This is a genomic window from Roseateles chitinivorans (assembly GCF_050632145.1).
GTDB classification, from domain to species: Bacteria; Pseudomonadota; Gammaproteobacteria; order Burkholderiales; family Burkholderiaceae_C; genus Roseateles; species Roseateles chitinivorans_B.
The window spans coordinates 1,582,267-1,600,731 of record NZ_CP192577.1; the positions used below are offsets into that span (position 1 = coordinate 1,582,267).

Annotated in this window: 18 protein-coding genes; 8 read left to right on the forward strand and 10 right to left on the reverse strand. The window is 67.6% G+C overall.

The features are described 5' to 3' along the window. Positions 1-137: 137 nt before the first annotated feature. Both ACQ86G_RS07345 and ACQ86G_RS07350 read left to right on the forward strand, forming a co-directional pair. A complete protein-coding gene (locus ACQ86G_RS07345; protein ID WP_431259971.1) occupies positions 138-1,067 on the forward strand; it encodes a LysR substrate-binding domain-containing protein in 930 nt (309 codons plus the stop codon). A gap of 182 nt (positions 1,068-1,249) precedes the next feature. Continuing rightward, positions 1,250-2,239 (forward strand): tripartite tricarboxylate transporter substrate-binding protein, encoded by a 990-nt coding sequence (locus ACQ86G_RS07350; protein ID WP_431259972.1) that lies wholly within the window; start codon positions 1,250-1,252, stop codon positions 2,237-2,239. A 39-nt stretch (positions 2,240-2,278) separates the two neighbouring features. Here the strand turns inward: ACQ86G_RS07350 and ACQ86G_RS07355 are convergent, their stop codons facing one another. Next, the gene (locus ACQ86G_RS07355) at positions 2,279-2,938 is read right to left on the reverse strand and encodes a GntR family transcriptional regulator (protein ID WP_431259973.1); all 660 of its coding nucleotides are present in this window, start codon (positions 2,936-2,938) and stop codon (positions 2,279-2,281) included. A gap of 224 nt (positions 2,939-3,162) precedes the next feature. Here ACQ86G_RS07355 and pcaC point away from each other — a divergent pair, with 224 nt between their 5' ends. From pcaC to ACQ86G_RS07380, 5 genes are all read left to right on the forward strand, one after another. Then, the gene (gene pcaC / locus ACQ86G_RS07360) at positions 3,163-3,561 is read left to right on the forward strand and encodes a 4-carboxymuconolactone decarboxylase (protein WP_067280375.1); all 399 of its coding nucleotides are present in this window, start codon (positions 3,163-3,165) and stop codon (positions 3,559-3,561) included. 12 nt (positions 3,562-3,573) lie between these two features. Then, positions 3,574-4,446 carry an NAD(P)-dependent oxidoreductase gene (locus ACQ86G_RS07365; protein ID WP_431259974.1) on the forward strand — a complete coding sequence of 291 codons (873 nt, stop codon included), beginning with the start codon at positions 3,574-3,576 and terminating at the stop codon, positions 4,444-4,446. 4 nt (positions 4,447-4,450) lie between these two features. Then, a complete protein-coding gene (locus tag ACQ86G_RS07370; protein ID WP_431259975.1) occupies positions 4,451-5,842 on the forward strand; it encodes an NAD-dependent succinate-semialdehyde dehydrogenase in 1,392 nt (463 codons plus the stop codon). Between the two features lie 97 nt (positions 5,843-5,939). Then, on the forward strand, positions 5,940-6,923 hold the full coding sequence (locus ACQ86G_RS07375) for a tripartite tricarboxylate transporter substrate-binding protein (protein WP_431259976.1): 984 nt from the start codon (positions 5,940-5,942) through the stop codon (positions 6,921-6,923). 100 nt (positions 6,924-7,023) lie between these two features. Continuing rightward, positions 7,024-7,821: a GNAT family N-acetyltransferase gene (locus ACQ86G_RS07380; RefSeq protein ID WP_431259977.1), complete on the forward strand. Its 798-nt coding sequence runs from the start codon at positions 7,024-7,026 to the stop codon at positions 7,819-7,821. On the opposite strand, the gene ACQ86G_RS07385 is transcribed toward ACQ86G_RS07380, so the two are convergent. From ACQ86G_RS07385 to ACQ86G_RS07395, 3 genes are all read right to left on the reverse strand, one after another. Next, positions 7,769-8,473, reverse strand: a complete 705-nt coding sequence (locus tag ACQ86G_RS07385) for an SDR family oxidoreductase (RefSeq protein ID WP_431259978.1) — start codon at positions 8,471-8,473, stop codon at positions 7,769-7,771. The genes ACQ86G_RS07380 and ACQ86G_RS07385 overlap by 53 nt on opposite strands. A gap of 98 nt (positions 8,474-8,571) precedes the next feature. Then, a complete protein-coding gene (locus ACQ86G_RS07390; protein ID WP_431259979.1) occupies positions 8,572-9,192 on the reverse strand; it encodes a TetR/AcrR family transcriptional regulator in 621 nt (206 codons plus the stop codon). A gap of 109 nt (positions 9,193-9,301) precedes the next feature. Then, positions 9,302-10,168, reverse strand: coding sequence for an NAD(P)H-binding protein (locus tag ACQ86G_RS07395; RefSeq protein ID WP_431259980.1), 867 nt, complete (start codon positions 10,166-10,168; stop codon positions 9,302-9,304). Between the two features lie 111 nt (positions 10,169-10,279). On the opposite strand from ACQ86G_RS07395, the gene ACQ86G_RS07400 reads away from it, so the two are divergent. Further along, entirely contained in the window at positions 10,280-11,023 is a 744-nt protein-coding gene (locus ACQ86G_RS07400) for a TetR/AcrR family transcriptional regulator (protein WP_431259981.1), read from the forward strand. Positions 11,024-11,032: 9 nt separating this feature from the next. On the opposite strand, the gene ACQ86G_RS07405 is transcribed toward ACQ86G_RS07400, so the two are convergent. The 6 genes from ACQ86G_RS07405 to ACQ86G_RS07430 all read right to left on the reverse strand — a co-directional run bounded on the left by ACQ86G_RS07405 (position 11,033) and on the right by ACQ86G_RS07430 (position 18,224). Next, positions 11,033-11,611: a DUF3617 domain-containing protein gene (locus ACQ86G_RS07405; protein ID WP_431259982.1), complete on the reverse strand. Its 579-nt coding sequence runs from the start codon at positions 11,609-11,611 to the stop codon at positions 11,033-11,035. Between the two features lie 273 nt (positions 11,612-11,884). Further along, entirely contained in the window at positions 11,885-12,790 is a 906-nt protein-coding gene (locus ACQ86G_RS07410; RefSeq protein WP_431259983.1) for a DUF3800 domain-containing protein, read from the reverse strand. A 62-nt stretch (positions 12,791-12,852) separates the two neighbouring features. After that, on the reverse strand, positions 12,853-15,381 hold the full coding sequence (gene gyrB, locus ACQ86G_RS07415; RefSeq protein ID WP_088408117.1) for a DNA topoisomerase (ATP-hydrolyzing) subunit B: 2,529 nt from the start codon (positions 15,379-15,381) through the stop codon (positions 12,853-12,855). A 116-nt stretch (positions 15,382-15,497) separates the two neighbouring features. After that, on the reverse strand, positions 15,498-16,622 hold the full coding sequence (dnaN, locus tag ACQ86G_RS07420; RefSeq protein WP_331612699.1) for a DNA polymerase III subunit beta: 1,125 nt from the start codon (positions 16,620-16,622) through the stop codon (positions 15,498-15,500). A 70-nt stretch (positions 16,623-16,692) separates the two neighbouring features. Beyond that, the gene (dnaA, locus tag ACQ86G_RS07425) at positions 16,693-18,072 is read right to left on the reverse strand and encodes a chromosomal replication initiator protein DnaA (protein WP_431259984.1); all 1,380 of its coding nucleotides are present in this window, start codon (positions 18,070-18,072) and stop codon (positions 16,693-16,695) included. Further along, the gene (locus tag ACQ86G_RS07430) at positions 17,994-18,224 is read right to left on the reverse strand and encodes a DnaA N-terminal domain-containing protein (RefSeq protein ID WP_431259985.1); all 231 of its coding nucleotides are present in this window, start codon (positions 18,222-18,224) and stop codon (positions 17,994-17,996) included. Before ACQ86G_RS07430 ends, dnaA begins: the two co-directional genes overlap by 79 nt. Positions 18,225-18,465: the final 241 nt, after the last annotated feature.

The window sequence follows — 18,465 nt, forward strand, 5'->3', positions numbered from 1 at the left end:
ACTTCGGATTGGCTGGGAACGGGTCGCATGATCCCGCCGGGCCCCTCGCGAGGCCAATTCAGTTTTCTTAGCTTTTGATGCTTTGCGGGCACCGCCCCGCGCCGCCACTCCCCCGTCACGACCGCCGCACCCTCCCCATGACGCTGAACCTGAGCTGGATCGATGACTTCATGGTGCTGGCCGCCAGCGGCAACTTCTCGCGCGCCGCGGAAGAGCGCCACATGACCCAGCCCGCCTTCAGCCGGCGCATCCGCGCGCTGGAGGAGTGGCTGGGCACGGACCTCTTCGACCGCAGCTCGCAGCCCGCGCGGCTGACCGACGCGGGCCTGTGGTTCCGCAAGACCGCTCAGGAGCTGCAGGCGCAGGTCGCCCGCGTGCCGGGCGAGGCCCGCGCCATCGCGGAGGCCAGCTCGCAGACGCTGCGTTTCGCGGCGACGCATGCGCTGTCGTTCTCGTTCATGCCGCGCTGGCTGCGCGCGCTCGAGGCCCGCACCAGCGTCGGCCCGGTGAACCTCGTCTCCGATACGCAGCAGAAGTGCGAGGCGCTGCTGTTGCAGAGCCAGGTGCAGTTCGTGCTCGCGCACGGGCATCGGCAGGTGGCGGGGCCGCTCGATGAAGCGGCGTTCGCCTGCGTGGTCGTCGGCCAGGACCAGCTGCTGCCGGTTTGCGCGCCCGACGCGGCCGGCGGGCCGGCGCATCCGCTGGAGGGCGGCAAGGGGGAGAAGGGCGCCCCGGTGCCGCTGCTCGCCTACAGCTCGGAATCGGGGCTGGGACGCGTGCTGCGCGAGGTGAAGGGCGCGGCGCTGGACCGGCTCAACGTGCAGCCCGTGTTCACCGCGCACCTGGCGTCGGTGCTGCGCACCATGGCGCTGGACGGGCGCGGCGTGGCCTGGCTGCCGAAGATCCTGATCGGCGACGACCTGGCCGCCGGGCGCCTGGTGGTCGCGGGGGACAAGGACTGGCACCTGGACCTCGACATCCGCCTGCACCGCGACCGCGGTGCCATGGGCGCGGCGGCGGAGACGTTCTGGACGGCGGCGGCCGGAGACAACGGCGCTTCGACCTGATCCCGGGATGAATGCCGCATGAACGCGCGCGTCGCGCAGCGCCCCGCAGTGCCGGCGCGGCATCAAAGCCAACAAATCCGGCATTGGTGTGAAGCGGCGCGGGTCTCGATGATGGGTGCTGGCCGGGGCGGTCGCCTCGGGCAGAGCCACAGATCCCATCAGAGGACATCGAGGAGACACGCATGGAGAAGATCCGCAGACGGCTGGCGCTGACCGGCATCGCGGTGGCGCTGGGCGTCGTGACGACGCTGGCGCGGGCCGAGTTCCCGGACAAGCCGGTGACGCTGATCGTGCCGTTCGCGGCCGGCGGGCCGTCGGACAAGATCGCCCGCGACCTGGGCGAGGCGCTGCGCAAGAAGCTCGGCCAGACCGTGATCGTCGAGAACGTCGGCGGCGCGGGCGGCACGCTGGGCACCTCGCGCGTGGCCAAGGCGCCGCCCGACGGCTACACGCTGCTGGTGCACCACATTGGCTTCGCAACCGCGCCGTCGCTCTATCGCAAGCTGCCCTACCAGGGCATCAACGACTTCGCCTTCCTCGGGCTGATCAACGAGGCGCCGTCCACGCTGATCGCCAAGCCGACGATGCCGGCCAAGACCTTCGACGAGCTGCGCAAGTTCATCGCCGCCGATCCGTCGAAGATCAACCTGGCCCATGCCGGCGTGGGCTCCGCGTCGCAGCTGTGCGGGCTGATGCTGCAGTCGGCGTTGAAGACCAACCTGACCTCGGTCCCGTACAAGGGCACCGGCCCGGCGATGACCGACCTGATGGGCGGCCAGGTCGACCTCATGTGCGAGCAGGCCACCAACGCCGTGCCGCAGATCGAGGGCGGCAAGGTCAAGGCCTACGCGGTGACCAGCACGCAGCGGATGACGCTGCCGGCGCTGGCCGCGCTGCCCACCTTGTCGGAGGCCGGCCTGAAGGACTTCAGCGTGACCGTCTGGCACGGGCTCTACGCGCCCAAGGACACGCCCGCCCCGGTGCTGAAGAAGCTCAACGACGCGCTCAAGGCGGCGCTGAAGGACCCGGACCTGATCAAGCGCTCGGAGGCGCTGGGCATCAGCGTCGTCAACGACGGCCGCCTGGAGCCGGCCGGCCACAAGCACTTCGTCGAGACCGAAGTCGCGCGCTGGAAGAAGGTGATCGAGGCGTCGGGCCAGTACGCCGACTGAGGCCCGACGATGCCGCCGCTTCCGAAGGAGCGGCGGCGCTCAGCCCATGCTGCGGAGCACGTTCTCCGCCGCCTGCTTCACATGCTCGCCGCACAGCCGCGCGGCGAGTTCGCCGTCGCGCTGCTCGATCGCCGTGACGATCGCATCGAGCTCGCGCAGCGTCTCGGGCAACCGTCCCGGCTGCGCCATCGAGATGCGGCGCAGCACCGTCACCCGGTTGTTCAGCTGCTTCAGCATCTGACCCGCCACGGTGTTGCCGCAGCCCTCGACCAGGATGTCGTAGAACTGGTTCTTGATCGTGAGGATCCGGGCCCGGTCGCCGGCGGCATGCGCCTGCGCCAGCTCGGTCAACTTGGCGCGCAGCGCCGCCTGCTGCGCGTCCGACGCGTTCGTCGCGAAGCCGCGTCCGGCCAGGCTCTCGAGGCTGGCCCGGACCTCGTAGATCTCGCGCACCTCGTCGCGGGAGATGCTGGTCACCTCCGGCCCGCGGTGCGGAATGATCGTGATCAGCCCCTCCGCCTGCAGGTGCTGCAGCGATTCGCGCACGCAGGAGCGGCTGACGTCCAGGCTCTCGCAGAGCTCCCGCTCCGACAGTTTCTGACCCGGCGCCAGCACGCCGTCCAGGATGGCGGTGCGCAGCGCCTGCGTGGCGCGCTGGCGCAAGGACGTCTCTTCCCGGGCTACTTTCACGAGGCTCATGGGCCGGATCCTACCTGTGGGCGGGCGATGTCCGGACGTCCGGATCACCCGATGTTCATACAGACGGATTGTCATACAACACGTCGGCCCCGCTTTCAATCCGCACATTCCCAATGTCAGATTGTCAGACAATCCGACTACATTGGGCCATCGACGAAGCGCTGAGCCGTTCGTCACTTCCCCACCCCCATCCCCATCCCCATCCCAATTCCCAGGAGTTTCCGATGACCCGTGCGTACGCCCCGAAGAACCAGGCCCTGTTCGACCAAGGGCTCTCCACCCGGCGCGAAGTGCTCGGCGCCGAGTACGTCGACAACTCCATCAAGAACGCGACCGACTTCAACATCGACATGCAGGAACTGGTCACGCAGTACTGCTGGGGCGACGTCTGGAACCGCCCGGGCCTGGACCGCCGCACGCGCTCCTTCCTGAACCTGGCCATGATCACCGCGCTGAACCGCCCGCACGAGCTGAAGCTCCACGTGCGCGGCGCGATCAACAACGGCCTGACGCGCGACGAGATCAAGGAAGTCTTCCTGCAGACGGCGATCTACTGCGGCGTGCCGGCGGCGATCGACTCGTTCCGCGTTGCTGCCGAGGTGTTCAAAGAGATGGACGCCTGAGGAGCCGCGGCCATGACACAGATCGGATTCATCGGCCTGGGCATGATGGGCACGCCCATGGCCCACCTGCTGCACGCCGCCGGCCATGCGCTGGTCGTGCAGGACGCGCGACCCGAGGTCGCCGCCCTCTTCGCCGAGGCGCATCCCGGCACCCGCATCGCGAGTGGCGCCGGCGCCCCGGACGACTATGCGGCCTGCGATGTCCTCATCACCATGCTGCCGAACTCGGACATCGTCGACGCCGTCGTGGGGCCGCTGGCCTCGCAACTCAAGCGCGGCGCGGTGGTCGTGGAGATGAGCTCCGCCGATCCCAACCGGACCCGCGCCCTGGCCGAACGCCTGGCCGCGTCCGGCATCACGCTGATCGACGCGCCGGTCTCGGGCGGCGTCAAGAAGGCCGTCGCGGGCACGCTGGCCATCATGGTGGGCGGGGACGTCCCGGCCTTCGAGCGCGTCCGTCCGGTGCTGGAAACGCTGGGCAAGGCCATCACGCACGTCGGACCGGTCGGCGCCGGCCATGCGTTGAAGGCGCTGAACAACTACTTGTCCGCCGCCGCCCTGATCGCCACCGCGGAAGCGATCCACGTCGGCCAGGCCTTCGGCATCGATCCGGCCACGATCGTCGACGTGATCCAGGCCTCGACCGGGCGCAACAACACGACCGAGAACAAGGCCCACCAGTTCATGCTGAACGGCGCCTTCAACTCGGGCTTCTCGCTGGCGCTGCAGGCGAAGGATGTCGGCATCGCCGCGGCGCTGGGACGCGCGATGGGCCTGCCGATGGCGCTGGCGCAGGACGTGCATGCGATGACCGCCGAAGCGTCGGAGTCGCTCGGCGCGGGCGCGGACCACACCGAGCTCTACCGCTTCGTCGGCAAGGCCTGAGGCGATGAGCGCCATGTTCGACGTCGTCAATCCCGCCACCGGCGAACGCGTCGCGCAAGTCCGCAAGGACTCCGCGCAGGACGCGCAGGCGGCCGTCGAAGCGGCGCGCATCGCGCAGGTCGAATGGCGCCGGCGCGGCGGTCACGCCCGCGCCGAGGTGCTGCAACGCTGGTTCGAGCTCGTCATCGCGAGCACCGAGGAACTGGCACGCGTCATGGTCTCGGAGCAGGGCAAGCCGCTGGCGGAAGCGCGCGCCGAGATCGTCTATGCCGCGAGCTACCTCCGCTTCTACGCCGAGGAGGCGAGGCGGCTGCATGGCGAGACGATCCCCGCCGCCTCGTCGGATCGCCGACAGCTGGTGGTGCGGGAACCGGTCGGCGTGTGCGCGGCGATCACCCCCTGGAACTTCCCGGCGGCGATGGTCACGCGCAAGGTCGCGCCGGCGCTCGCGGCCGGTTGCACGATGGTGCTCAAGCCGTCGGAACTGACGCCGTTGACCGCGTTGCGGCTGGCGGACCTCGCACTCGAAGCCGGTCTCCCCGTCGGCGTGCTGAATGTCGTCGTCGGCGATGCGGTCGAGGTCGGCGCGGTGCTGACATCCTCGCCGACGGTGCGCATGCTCAGCTTCACCGGCTCCACGCCGGTGGGCCGGCTGCTGATGGCGCAATGCGCGCCGACGGTGAAGAAGCTGGGACTGGAACTCGGCGGCAACGCGCCCTTCATCGTCTTCGACGATGCGGACCTCGACGCGGCCGTCGACGGTGCGATCGCATCCAAATTCCGCAACGCGGGCCAGACCTGCGTCTGCGCCAACCGGCTGTTCGTGCAGCGTGGCGTCTATGAGGACTTCGCGACCCGGCTGATCGAGCGCGTGCGCGGGCTGCGGACCGGCAACGGCCTGGAGGAGGGCGTCACGCAAGGCCCGCTGATCAACGAGGCGGCGCGGCGCAAGGCGCTGTCGCACGTCCGGGACGCGCTGGATCGCGGCGCGCGACTGGGCATCGGCGGCGAGGCGGTCGACGGCCCCGGCTGGTTCATGCAGCCGACCGTGCTGCTCGACGTGAAGGCCGGCATGCGCTGCCTGGACGAAGAGACTTTCGGCCCCGTCGCGCCGCTGGTGGCCTTCGATACCGAAGCCGAAGCGATCGCCTGGGCGAACGCCAGCGAGTTCGGCCTGGCGAGCTACTTCTATTCGCGCGACGTCGCGCGCTGCTTCCGCGTCGCGGAGGCGATCGAGTCCGGGATGGTCGGCATCAATACCGGCGCGATCTCGAGCGAGACGGTGCCCTTCGGCGGCATCAAGCAGTCCGGGTTGGGGCGCGAAGGCTCCCGGCACGGCCTGGACGAATACACGGAGCTGAAGCTGATGAGCTTCGGCGGCATCGGCGCGGCCTGACGGGTCGCGTCGGGACGCTCTCCATTTCCTGCATCGACAGACACGCAGCAACCGGCGATGGACCGGCGGCGCACATCCTTACCCCTTGGAGCGAGACATGCGACAGATTGCGAAGAAGGTCCTGGCCGTCACGGTGACGACGGCGGCGATGACGTTGGCCACGGCGGCGTCCGCGGCGTATCCGGACAAGCCGATCACGATGGTGATCCCGTACGCGACGGGCGGCTCGACCGACGTCATCGGCCGGCTGATCGCGGAGGCGATGACGCGCGACCTCGGTCAGCAGGTGATCGTCGAGAACGCGGGCGGCGCCGGCGGCACGATCGGCACGGCCAAGGTGGTGCGCGCCGCGCCGGACGGCTACACGGTGCTGCTGCACAACATGGGGATCGCGACGGCGCCCGCGCTGTATCCGAAGCTGACCTTCGACGCCAACAAGGACCTGGTGCCGATCAGCCTGGCCGGCGACGTGCCGATGATCCTGGTCGGGAACAAGAACTTCGCGCCGGCGACGGTCGCCGAGGTCATCAAGCAGATGAAGGCCAAGCCCGGCGAGGTGCGCTTCGCGCATGCGGGCGTCGGCGCGACCTCGCACCTCTGCGCGATGCTGTTCAGCCAGACCACGAACACGACGGTGACCATGGTGCCGTACCGCGGCACGGGTCCGGCGCTGCAGGACGTGATCGCCGGCAACGTCGACCTGATCTGCGACCAGCCGGTGGCGACGGGCCCGCACGTCGCGGCGGGGGCCCTCAAGGCCTATGCGATGGCGACCAAGGCGCGCGTGCCGCAGCTGCCGAACGTCCCCACCTTCGCAGAAAGCGGCCTGCCGGGCTTCGAGCTGGCCGTGTGGCACGGCGTGTACGCGCCCAAGGGCACGCCCGCGGCGGTGGTGACGCGTCTGAACACGGCGCTCCGCAACGCGCTGGCCGATGCCAACGTGGCGAAGCGCTTCCAGGAGATGGGCGTCGTCGCACCTCAGGGCGACCGGCTCAAGCCGCAGGCGCTCGGCGTGCAGACGGCCTCCGAGATCAAGAAGTGGGATCCGGTGATCAGGGCGGCGGGCGCGAAAGCGGAGTGATGGTGGTGTGACGGCGGCGCCCCGGCGTGTCGCGAATGACCGCCGGGATGTCGCGACCGATCGTGGCGTCCGGCCCGCCGAGCGCCTAGAGTCCAGGCGCATGAACACTGCGCCGATTCCTTCCGTCCCGACGCTTCTCGACGCCCCGTTGCTCGATCACGTGGTCTGGCATGCGCTGACGAGCCGGCAGACCGGGCTCGCCACCGGCGAAGGCGATGCACGGCGATTCCTCCCGGACGTCGGCCCGTTCGGAGCGCTGAAGCCCCCGACGACCGGCACTCCCGAACAGCTGGCGGACCTGCTTCGCATCGCGTCGCCGGTCGTGCTCGTGGTGGCGGAGGACGAACGTCCGTTCGGCGGACTCGCACCGTTCAAGCGGGCGCCCGTCGATCAGATGGTGCTGGTGGATCGGCAGGCACTGACCCCGGTACCCGACATCGAGGTGGAGACGCTGGATGACGCCGACTTGCCGGACATCCTGGCGCTCGTGCGGGCGACGCAGCCCGGTCCCTTCGGTCGTCGCACCCTCGAGCTGGGCCGCTACATCGGCGTCCGGCGGGAGGGGCGGCTGGTGGCGCTGTCGGGCGAGCGGATGAAGGTGCCCGGCTTCACCGAGGTGAGCGCGGTCTGCGTCGATCCGTCGTGCCGCGGCCGCGGCTTTGCCGCCTCGCTGATGAAGGCGGTCGCGCAGGGCATCTTCCGCCGCGGCGAGACGCCCTTCCTGCACGTGTTCACCGACAACGTCACGGCGATCGCGCTCTACGAGCGCCTGGGCTTCCGCCTGCGGCGCCGGTTCAGCGTGAACTTCTTCGACGAGTCGAGCGTCCCCGGCGCACGCGACGCGCTCAATGCGCCATCGGATCCATCAGGTACACCCCGTCCGACAGCGCCTTCTTGACCTGGCGCGTCGAGTCGTCGACGGTGATCTCGACGGCACCCTGTTCGATCTCGTCGAGCGACTGGCGGACGACGTCCTCGGGACGTGCCTTGGGCACCTCGAAGTCGCGGATCATGTCCGTGTCGATGAAGCCGCCGTGGAAGCCGGCGACCAGCGTGCCCTGCGGCGCGAGTTCGGCGCGCAGGCTGTTGGTCAGCGCCCAGGCCGCGGCCTTGCTGACGCCGTAGGCGCCGAGCATCGGCGTGTTCACCCAGCTGAGGATGGACAGCATGTTCAGGATCGCGCCGCCGCCGTTGCGGCCCAGCACCGGCGCGAACGCGCGCGCGACGTGGAAGACGCCGAACAGGTTGGTCTCGAGCTGCTCGCGCAGGACGGTCTCCGCGTTGTCGCCCGCGATGCCGCCGACACGGCCGATGCCGGCGTTGTTGATCAGCAGCGTCACGTCGCCGCAGGCACGCGCGGCGGCGGCGGCCTGTTCCGGCTGGGTCACGTCGAGCTGTACCGGCACGACGCCGGGCAGCGTGATGGTCGAGACGTCGCGGGCCGCCGCGTAGACCTTCTTCGCACCGCGTGCGAGTGCCTGTTTCGCGAACTCGAGCCCGAGGCCCCGGTTCGCGCCGGTGATGAAGACGACGGCATCCTTGATCTGCATGGAACTTCCTTCTGCGCCGTGGCGCGTAGTTTCATATGACGACGGTCATATTGATGGGCAAAGAAGAGGGACCCGGAGGTCCCCGATGGAAAACGGGATCAGCGCGCCGGGCGGGTGGGCTGTGAGGCGGCTTCAGCGTGCTGAGCCAGCAGCGCGCGCCTCGTGCTGTCGAGGATGGCGATCGCCTGTTCCCGATCGCCGATCGCGCGGGCCATCTGGAGGGCGCCGACCAGCGTCGCGGCGATCGGCCAGGCGGACTCCGGCGAGGCGCCTTCGCCCAGCGCATCCAGCACGAGGCCTTGCATGCCCAGCAGCAGTCCGTGGCCTTGGCCGCGCACGGCGTCCGATTGGCGGGGCATTTCGGCCACCAGCGCCGCGACCGGGCAGCCGCAGTCGATGTTGTCGATGCCGCTTTCATGCAGATAGGTTTCCACGAGGGCGCGGAATGGCGGAACGCCGGCAGCCACGAGTCGATCGGCATGGCTGTGGTGCACTTGCCGGCTGTCCTGTCCGGCGCGCAGTGCGGCGGCGCACAGCAGGTCGTCACGGGACGCGAAGTGGGCGTAGAAGCCGCCGTGCGTGAGCCCGGCCTGCTTCATCACGTCGGCGACCCCCACGCCGTCGAAGCCGGCGCGGCGGACGGTGCGGGCGGCGACGTCGAGGATGCGGTCGCGGGATTCTTCCTTGCGGGTGGAGCGGGAGGACGACGAGGCGTTCATGGAGCGGAGTGTAATATGATGATCGTCATATGTCAACGATGATCATCGCCTCCTCGCCGGGGCCGGCCGGCAGGGTCGGCAGTTCGTCCCCGGTGCCCGCCTCGGAGGCTCAGTGGCCGAGCTGTTGCGCGATCAAGTCCCGCATGCGGATCGGCGGGCGACCGAGCAGGCGCTCCAGGGCCGGGTCGACCGTCGAGAACTCTCCCTTGCGGGCGGCGTCGTAGAAGCCCAGCGAGATCGCCACGATCGCCGGAGGCAGACCCCTTTCCTGGAGCTTGGCCCGCAGTGCGTCTGCGGGATGGGTGCATCGGACCACGGGTTTTCCCATGAGGCTGGAGGCGATGGCCGCCAGGTCCGACAGGTCCAGCGCCTCCGGACCGGTGAGCGCCGGCGTCGGGCCGCTGTCCCGGGACGTGTCGATCAACACGCGCGCCGCGGCTTCAGCAAGGTCCGCATGGGCCGTCCAGGACACCGGCCCGTCGGCCGCCGTGTCGAACGCACCGGACCGCATCCCCTCCGCCAGCATCGCCAGGCCGCTCGATCCGTAGAAGCCGTTGCGCAGCGCGGTCCACGCCAGCCCGCTGGCGCGAAGCATGTCCTCGGTGGCGGCGTGCTCGTGCATCGGCGGAAAGGCGGAGTCATGGCTCGCGGCCATATGACTCGTGTAGACGATGCGCTCGACCCCTGCGTCCCGAGCCGCGGCGAGGGCCACGCGATGCTGTCCGAGCGAGTCTCCGCCGTAAGCCTTCGCATTCGAGGAGATCAACAGCAGCTGCTTCGTTTCCTTGAAGGCGGACGTCAGGCTGGGCGGATCCGCGAAGTCGCCCTGGCGGACGGCGACGCCGAGCGCGGCGAGGTCCGCCAAGGCGGTGGGGTTCCGGCTGACCGCGACGAGGCGCCCGACGGGCACCCGCTGCGCGAGCTGATGAACGATGGCGCGGCCAAGCGTTCCGCTGGCTCCGGTGACGACGAACATGGCTGATCCAATCAATGTTTCCGTTGATAACATTTGAATGATGCCATTGATAAGTCAAAGATAGCAAGCGGCTGTTATCGGCGGAAACATCGTGAGGTATCGTGCGAGCCCATGAAACGAGTGCAGCCTGCGGGCGACGATCCGAGTCCCGCCGATCCCAGCCAGGCGGACATCAACCGGGCCCGGATCCTGGAAGCCGCCATGGCCCTGATCGACCGGGAAGGCCAGGAAGCGGCGACGACGCGTGCGGTGGCTGCCGCCGCGGGCGTGCAGGCGCCGACGATCTACCGGCTGTTCGGCGACAAGCGGGGGCTGCTGGACGCCGTGGCGGTGCATCGGCTGAACATCTACGTCGCCGAGAAGTCGACGAGGATGCCGGACCCCGATCCGCTGGAGGAGCTGCGCGCGGGATGGGACCTGCACGTGGCCTTCGGCCTCGCGCATCCGGCGCTCTTCGCGATCCTGAACGGGCAGGGCACGGCCGGCGCGACCGCCGAGATCACGCAAGCGGGATTGGCGGTCCTTCAGCGACGGGTGAGGAACCTCGCCTTGGCGGGGCGCCTGAAGACCAGTGAGGCGCGCGCCATCGACCTGATCAAGTCCGCCGGGACCGGCACGGTGCTGACCTTGCTGTCGCAGCCGGACGGCGAGCGTGACCCCGGGTTGTCCACGGCGGCCCGTGAGGCGGTCATCGCCGCGATCACCGGGGAGGCGGGGGCCGTGTCGGATGCGGGACCGAGCGCGGCGGCGGCGGCGCTTCGGGCGTCGCTGGATCAGACGACGGCGCTGAGTGCCGGCGAGCGGCTGCTGCTCAGTGAGCTGCTGGATCGCATCGCCCGGGGTTCCGGGTCTTGAGCAGCGGCCTCAGCGCAGCAATTCCGCCAGCGAAGGATCCACACCCGGCGGGGGCGCGTCGCAGTCGCTGCCGATCCACTTGTGGACCGACGAGGAGTCATAGCTCAACGGCTGGCCTTGCACGGTCGATCCCTTGAAGGAGACCTTCACCGTGGCGGTCGACTTGTCCTTGACCTCGTAGGTCCCGGCGCCGGTGCCGCTGACGACGTCGCTCTTGCAGCTCATCGTGAAGGTGCCGCTGGATGCGTCGGCGGGCTTGAGCTGCGTGGTGCATTGCTCGACGCTCTCGGGCTTCGGGAGCGCGAACTCGGCGGATTTCTGGCAGTCCAGGTGCGGACTGCCGCCCGCGGGCAGACCGAGCTGCGCCATCGCGGCCGACAGGCTGCTCTTCTGCTGCGCGGTGAGCGCGCCCTTGATGTCGAAGATCGTCGGCATCTTGCGGCCGTTGAGCGTGTTGACGCTCGCGCTGGCCCACAGGCCGGGCTTGACGCTGATCGACTGGGCCTGGACTGGCGGCGTCGCGGCCAGCAGGCCGAGCGACAGGGCGATCACGGAAAGTGACGCGGAGCGGAAAGCGAGAGCGCACATGCAGATGATCTCGTGGATGTCCGGGGAGGACGACGAGGGCAGTCTACGGAGCGGTCTCGTGCGCATCCGGCACCGCTGAACCCTTCACAGGGGGCGCGCATGACGGAGGTCATGGCGAGGCGGGCCAGCAATGTGGGTGTCACAAAAGGGGACCGCAACGTTGCCATGCATTGGGGCAGGCGAACCTTTAAGGAAGACTCAATAGTTCCGCCTGACAACTCAGGTTGGGGTTACTACCTAAGAACCAGATCCGCAATACGCTACACTGCGTCCCTAAGTGGATTGGGGGTTCCCGGTCGGCGCTACAGCCTCGGTGGGTTCACCGGGGCTTTTCGCTTTTTGGGGCGGATAAACGACCAGCCCGACATTCTCGTATCCCGCACCCACTCCCGCGCGTCCGCCCTCGCAGAAGAACTTCTTCTTCAACACATCGAAGGCTTGATTGGACTGGTTCGGACGGATGTAGTTGAGCCCGACAGGGCGTGCGACCAAGTCTGCCAACTGCAGGCCAGCGAGATTGGTCTTCTTGTCGGCGAACACGATATGGAATGGGAGCTGGCGTTCCTGACCATCCTTCCCATCGCAGATACGCCTGAACTCGAGCTCCAATTCGCGGTCTTCCTTCTTGCCCCGACATTCCACGATCACATGGGTCTGCAAGTCCTGCTGACCCTTCTCCGTCAGGAAGTCGTCCAGACGCTGCAGGCAGACGTCAAGTGCGATGTGATAAGGATTGCTCGCCTCGCCCTCGCTTCGAGTCAATCGGGTCTTGTCGACGACGCAAGCGATCAAGATGAAGTTGCTCTTCACCATGATGTCCAAGAGCCAGGCGAGAAACTCTTTTCTGCGAGGCAGATGGCTCAGCAGCGCAAAGTCTCCCCGTTGCTTGCGGATATCGGTCTCATGCAGCACCACGCTGTCATGGCCGAAGTAATTGAACTTGAGCTTCTCGATGGCCGGGATGATCTTTTCGCTGTAGTGCCTCTTGTGAAACACGCACAGCGCCAGGACGAAGACCGGATATCCGACGTCAATGCTGGCGAGCGAGTGGTCGCCGCTCTCGTCGACGTAAACGACGAAGTCGCTGAACCGCCGCTCGCCTTCGTCGACGGGCGGCGCTTCAACCACGATGGGCTCCGCCGACTCAAACAGCGAATACTGAGTTCCGCGGTTCGCCATCAGCAGGGCTCCGATTCAATTCCGATCGAATCGCGTAGGCCGACCATCGCAAGGTCGGGACGTCACACGTCGATATTCGCCGCGCGCAGGGCGTTCTGCTCGATGAACTCGCGACGCGGTTCCACCTCGTCGCCCATCAGCATCGTGAACACGCGGTCGGCTTCGATCGCGTCCTCGATCTGCACGCGCAGGAGGCGGCGGACCGTCGGGTCCATCGTCGTTTCCCACAGCTGCGCGGGGTTCATCTCGCCCAGGCCCTTGTAGCGCTGGCGGCCGACGCTGGACTCGGCCTGCGTCATCAGCCAGGCCATCGCGGCGCGGAAGTCCGCGACCTTGCTTTCCTTGGCCTTCTCGCCCTCGCCCTTGCGGATCACGGCTTCCTCGCCCACCAGACCCTTGAAGGTCTTGCCGGCCTCGGCCAGGACTTCATAGTCCGCGCCGTGCACGAAGTCCGCCGTGATGATGCTCGAGCGCACGTTGCCATGGTGACGGCGGCTGATGCGCAGGAACTGCTTGTCGGTGCGCGGATCGACCTCCGCATGCACCACCGCGTCGTGCAGCGCGACCTGCAGCGCCGTCGCGGAAATGTCCGCCGCTTCCTTGGTGTCCAGGCCGAGCGTCAGGCCCGAGGCCAGCAGATGCAACGCCTCGCCGTCCATCCAGGCCGACAGGCGCTCGATCACGTTCTGCGCCGCCACGTACTGGCGCGCCATCGTCTCGAGCTGCTCGCCCTTGAGCACCGGACCCGTGCCGACGCCCGCCGTGTGCAGCTCTGCGTCGTTCAGCGCGACCTTCAGCAGGAAGCCGTCCAGCTCGTGGCCGTCCTTCAGGTACTGCTCGTGCTTGCCGACCTTGACCTTGTACAGCGGCGGCTGCGCGATGTAGATGTGGCCACGCTCGACCAGCTCCGGCATCTGCCGGTAGAAGAAGGTCAGCAGCAGCGTCCGGATGTGCGCACCGTCCACGTCCGCGTCGGTCATGATGATGATGCGGTGGTAGCGGAGCTTCTCGGGATTGAAGTCGTCGCTGCCCGCGCCGCGGCCGATGCCGGTGCCCAGCGCCGTGATCAGCGTGATGATTTCATTGCTGGTCAGCAGCTTCTCGTAGCGCGCCTTCTCGACGTTCAGGATCTTGCCGCGCAGCGGCAGGATGGCCTGGAACTTCCGGTCGCGGCCCTGCTTGGCGGAGCCGCCGGCGGAGTCACCCTCCACGATGTAGATCTCGCACAGCGACGGATCCTTCTCCTGGCAGTCCGCCAGCTTGCCCGGCAGGCCCATGCCGTCCAGCACGCCCTTGCGGCGCGTCATCTCGCGCGCCTTGCGCGCCGCCTCGCGCGCCCGCGCGGCCTCGACGATCTTGCCGCAGATGATCTTGGCGTCGACCGGGTTCTCCAGCAGCCAGTCCGTCAGCTTGCTCGCGACGATGTCTTCCACCGGGCCGCGCACTTCGCTCGACACCAGCTTGTCCTTGGTCTGCGAGCTGAACTTGGGCTCCGGCACCTTCACGCTGATCACGCAGGCCAGGCCCTCGCGCATGTCGTCGCCGGTGACGTCGACCTTGGCCTTCTTGGCCAGCTCGTTGTCCTCGATGTACTTGTTGATCACCCGCGTCATCGCCGCGCGCAGACCCGTCAGGTGGGTGCCGCCGTCGCGCTGCGGGATGTTGTTGGTGAAGCAGAGGACGCTCTCGTTGAAGCCGTCGTTCCACTGCATCGACACCTCGACACCGACGTTGGTGTTCTGGTCCGACATCTTGTCGCCCTGGGCGTGGAAGATGTTCGGGTTGAGCGGCGTCTTGCCCTTGTTGATGAACTCGACGAAGCCGCGCACGCCGCCCGCGAAGGCGAAGTTGTCTTCCTTGTTGTTGCGCTCGTCGACCAGGCGGATCTTCACGCCGTTGTTCAGGAACGAGAGCTCGCGCAGGCGCTTGGCCAGGATGTCGTAATGGAACTCGGAGTTCTGCGTGAAGATCTCCGTGTCCGGCAGGAAGTGCACCTCGGTGCCGCGCTTGTCGGTCTCGCCGACGATCTTCATCGGGCTGGTCTCGAAGCCGTCGCGGACCTCGATCACGCGGTCCTGCGGGAAGCCCTTCTTGAACTCCAGCTGGTGGACCTTGCCTTCACGGCGCACCGTCAGGCGCAATGTCTTGGACAGCGCGTTCACGCAGGACACGCCCACGCCGTGCAGGCCGCCCGAGACCTTGTAGCTGTTCTGGTTGAACTTGCCGCCCGCGTGCAGTTCCGTCAGCGCGATCTCGGCCGCCGAGCGCTTGGGCTCGTGCTTGTCGTCCATCTTCACGCCGGTCGGGATGCCGCGGCCGTTGTCGATGACGGAGATCGAGTTGTCCGTGTGGATGGTGATGACGATGTCGTCGCAGTAGCCGGCCAGCGCCTCGTCGATCGAGTTGTCGACGACCTCGAACACCAGGTGATGCAGACCCGTGCCGTCCGAGGTGTCGCCGATGTACATGCCGGGGCGCTTGCGCACCGCCTCCAGCCCTTCCAGGATCTGGATGCTGGACTCGCCGTACCCCGCGCCGTCGTTCTGCGGCACAGGCGTCGGGGTGTTCTCAGGAGTGCTGTTATCGGTCATCGGAAGGCTGTTCAAGGCCGCGAGCGGCCGTTTGTCAAACTGTCTGGAACCCCCGCTTGGCGGGGGCCGGGGTGCGCAACATGCCCGCTCTGCGGAGCGAAGGTTGCGCAGCAACCTTAGATTCGCATCGGCATGACGACGTACTTGAAGCCGCTGTGTTCGGGGATGCTGAGCAGCGCGCTCGACGAGCTGTCGTTCAGGTCCACGCGCACCATGTCCTGCGACATGTTGGCCAGCACGTCCATCAGGTAGGTGACGTTGAAGCCGGTCTCGATCTGGTCGCCGCCGTAGTCGATCTCGAGCTCCTCCTTGGCTTCTTCCTGCTCGGCGTTGCTCGAGGCGATCGACAGCAGGCCCGGGTCGAAGGACAGGCGCACGGCCTTGAACTTCTCGCTGGTCAGGATCGCCGCGCGTTGCAGCGCCGCCAGCAGCGGCTGGCGGCCGATCAGCACGTGGAAGCGGTGGTTCTTCGGGATGACGCGGTTGTAGTCGGGGAACTTGCCCTCGACCAGCTTGGTCACGAATTCCATGCCGCTGAAGCTGAACTTGGCCTGGTTGCCGGCGAAGCGCATCTCGATCGGCGCGCTCTCGTCGTCGCCCTTGCCGCCGTCCTTCAGCAGGCGCATCAGCTCCAGCACCGTCTTGCGCGGCAGGATGACTTCCTGCTTGGGCATCTCGGTGTCGGTCTCCGCCTGGGCCAGCGCGAGGCGGTGACCGTCGGTCGCGACCAGCGTCAGCATCTTGCCTTCGGCCACGAACAGGATGCCGTTCAGGTAGTAGCGGATGTCGTGCACCGCCATCGCGAAGTGGACCTGGTTGATCAGGCCCTTCAGCGTCTTCTGCGGCACGTTGAACGCCGGCCCGAAGTCGGCGGCTTCCTGCACCAGCGGGAAGTCGTCCGACGGCAGCGTCTGCAGCGTGAAGCGGCTCTTGCCGCCCTGCAGCGTCATCTTGCTCTGGTTGGACGTCAGGCTCACCGTCTGGTCCGACGGCATCGAGCGCAGGATGTCGATCAGCTTGCGCGCGCCGATGGTCGTGGAGAAGTCGCCATCGTCGCCGTCGAATTCGACCGTGGTCCGGACCTGGATCTCCAGGTCGCTCGTCGTGAGCTCGACCTGCCGGCCCTGCTTGCGGACCAGCACGTTGGCCAGGATGGGCAGCGTGTGGCGCCGTTCCACGATGCCGGACACGGCCTGCAGCGCGGCAAGCACTTTGTCCTGGCTGTCTTTCAACACGATCATGTCAACCTCTCTCCACTGTTGGCTGTACGGGCGAACGCGGCATTTTCGCTGAAGGCGAAGGCGTTTTTCCTCATCCCTTCAGCGTTTGCTCCAGGACGTGCAACTGCTGGTTCAACTCGGTGTTCTTCTGGCGCTCGCCGCCGATCTTGCGGACCGCGTGCAGCACCGTGGTGTGGTCGCGGCCGCCGAACAGCTCGCCGATCTCCGGCAGGCTCTTCTGCGTCAGTTCCTTGGCCAGGTACATCGCGATCTGGCGCGGGCGGGCGATGCTCGCCGGGCGCTTCTTCGAGTACATGTCCGCGACCTTGATCTTGTAGAAGTCGGCCACGGTCTTCTGGATGTTCTCGACCGAGATCTGCCGGTTCTGGATCGACAGCAGGTCCTTCAGGGCCTCGCGCGCCAGCTGGATGTTGATTTCCTTGTGCGAGAAGCGGCTGTAGGCCAGCACCTTGCGCAGCGCGCCTTCCAGCTCCCGCACGTTGGCGCGCACGTTCTTCGCGATGAAGAAGGCGACGTCCTCGGGCATCGGCGCGTTCTCGGCGTCGGCCTTCTTGATCAGGATCGCGACGCGCATCTCCAGCTCGGGCGGCTCGATCGCCACCGTCAGGCCGGCGTCGAAGCGGCTGGTCAGGCGCTCGTCGATGTCCACCAGGCCCTTCGGGTAGGTGTCCGACGTCATGATGATGTGGGCGCGCTTGGCCAGCAGCGCCTCGAACGCATTGAAGAATTCTTCCTGCGTCCGGTCCTTGCCGGCGAAGAACTGCACGTCGTCGATCAGCAGCAGGTCCAGCGAGTGGTACTTCGCCTTGAGCTCGTCGAAGGTCTTGCGCTGGTAGTTCTTGACGACGTCGGAGATGAACTGCTCCGCGTGCAGGTACAGCACGCGGGCGTCGGGGCGGTCCTTCAGCAGCGCGTTGCCGACGGCGTGGATCAGGTGGGTCTTGCCCAGGCCGACGCCGCCGTAGATGAACAGCGGGTTGTACATCTGGCCCGGCGCGCCGGCGACGTGCAGGGCGGCCGTGCGCGCCATCTGGTTGGCGCGGCCCGGCACCAGCGTGTCGAAGGTCAGGCTGGTGTTGATGCGGTGGCGCGTGGCGCTGGGCGGGAGGTTGGCCGGGACGTTGGGGGCCGCGCCCTGGATCAGGCTGGCGGCGGTCGCCGGAGCGGCGGGCGCGGCCGCAGCGGCCGGACGCGCGGCAACCGCCGCGTGGTCGGGGGCCAGCTGCGCGGCGCCGGGGCCGCCGCGCAGGCCGTGCTGCTGAAGCACCTGGCCCATCGTCATGCCGGACGGCGAGGTGCGGGGCAGCGGCGCGATGGCCTCGCGCGGCGCCAGCGACAATTCCAGGCGCGCGGGTTTGCCGGCGAGTTCGGTCAGGATGGCCTCGATCCGGCCGGCGTACTGGCTGCGGATCCAGTCCAGCTTGAATCGGTTGGGGACGCGGAGCGACACCAGGACGGCCTCGTGACCGTTCTCGTCCTGCTGGGCGACCTCCGCGGGGGCAGCGGCCGGATCCAGGTATTGAATTGCTGTTCAGGCAGTTCGGCGGCCAGGCGTTCGCAACCGCGCTGCCACAGGGCCGCACCTGACAAGTCTGCGCTCATTGTGGAAAACTTATTCTTCGAGCGGCCCGATTGTACCGATGCGGGTCCGCGGAGTCTGGGTTATCCACAGATTTTTTCCCCCGGTCAAGTGCTGGTAATCCCCGTGGCGACCTGCATCCGGATTGACCCTGACGCAAATCTTTGCTGTAATCGCGGGTTTTCCGGACGCCCGGACGTAGCTGCGTGGACTCTCGCCTGGGTTCGTTGCTTGGGCCTCCGCATTTTTGAGCGGCTTCCGACA

Excerpts from the sequence above, each read along its gene's own strand:
- ACQ86G_RS07350 (WP_431259972.1), top strand. The coding sequence starts at position 1,250 with ATGGAGAAGATCCGCAGACGGCTGGCGCTGACCGGCATCGCGGTGGCG.
- gyrB (WP_088408117.1), bottom strand. The coding sequence starts at position 15,381 with ATGACCGATAACAGCACTCCTGAGAACACCCCGACGCCTGTGCCGCAG.
- ACQ86G_RS07375 (WP_431259976.1), top strand. The coding sequence starts at position 5,940 with ATGCGACAGATTGCGAAGAAGGTCCTGGCCGTCACGGTGACGACGGCG.
- ACQ86G_RS07380 (WP_431259977.1), top strand. The coding sequence starts at position 7,024 with ATGAACACTGCGCCGATTCCTTCCGTCCCGACGCTTCTCGACGCCCCG.
- ACQ86G_RS07365 (WP_431259974.1), top strand. The coding sequence starts at position 3,574 with ATGACACAGATCGGATTCATCGGCCTGGGCATGATGGGCACGCCCATG.
- ACQ86G_RS07390 (WP_431259979.1), bottom strand. The coding sequence starts at position 9,192 with ATGAACGCCTCGTCGTCCTCCCGCTCCACCCGCAAGGAAGAATCCCGC.
- ACQ86G_RS07370 (WP_431259975.1), top strand. The coding sequence starts at position 4,451 with ATGAGCGCCATGTTCGACGTCGTCAATCCCGCCACCGGCGAACGCGTC.
- ACQ86G_RS07355 (WP_431259973.1), bottom strand. The coding sequence starts at position 2,938 with ATGAGCCTCGTGAAAGTAGCCCGGGAAGAGACGTCCTTGCGCCAGCGC.
- ACQ86G_RS07410 (WP_431259983.1), bottom strand. The coding sequence starts at position 12,790 with ATGGCGAACCGCGGAACTCAGTATTCGCTGTTTGAGTCGGCGGAGCCC.
- ACQ86G_RS07405 (WP_431259982.1), bottom strand. The coding sequence starts at position 11,611 with ATGTGCGCTCTCGCTTTCCGCTCCGCGTCACTTTCCGTGATCGCCCTG.
- dnaN (WP_331612699.1), bottom strand. The coding sequence starts at position 16,622 with ATGATCGTGTTGAAAGACAGCCAGGACAAAGTGCTTGCCGCGCTGCAG.
- ACQ86G_RS07400 (WP_431259981.1), top strand. The coding sequence starts at position 10,280 with ATGAAACGAGTGCAGCCTGCGGGCGACGATCCGAGTCCCGCCGATCCC.
- ACQ86G_RS07395 (WP_431259980.1), bottom strand. The coding sequence starts at position 10,168 with ATGTTCGTCGTCACCGGAGCCAGCGGAACGCTTGGCCGCGCCATCGTT.
- ACQ86G_RS07385 (WP_431259978.1), bottom strand. The coding sequence starts at position 8,473 with ATGCAGATCAAGGATGCCGTCGTCTTCATCACCGGCGCGAACCGGGGC.
- ACQ86G_RS07430 (WP_431259985.1), bottom strand. The coding sequence starts at position 18,224 with ATGAGCGCAGACTTGTCAGGTGCGGCCCTGTGGCAGCGCGGTTGCGAA.
- ACQ86G_RS07345 (WP_431259971.1), top strand. The coding sequence starts at position 138 with ATGACGCTGAACCTGAGCTGGATCGATGACTTCATGGTGCTGGCCGCC.
- pcaC (WP_067280375.1), top strand. The coding sequence starts at position 3,163 with ATGACCCGTGCGTACGCCCCGAAGAACCAGGCCCTGTTCGACCAAGGG.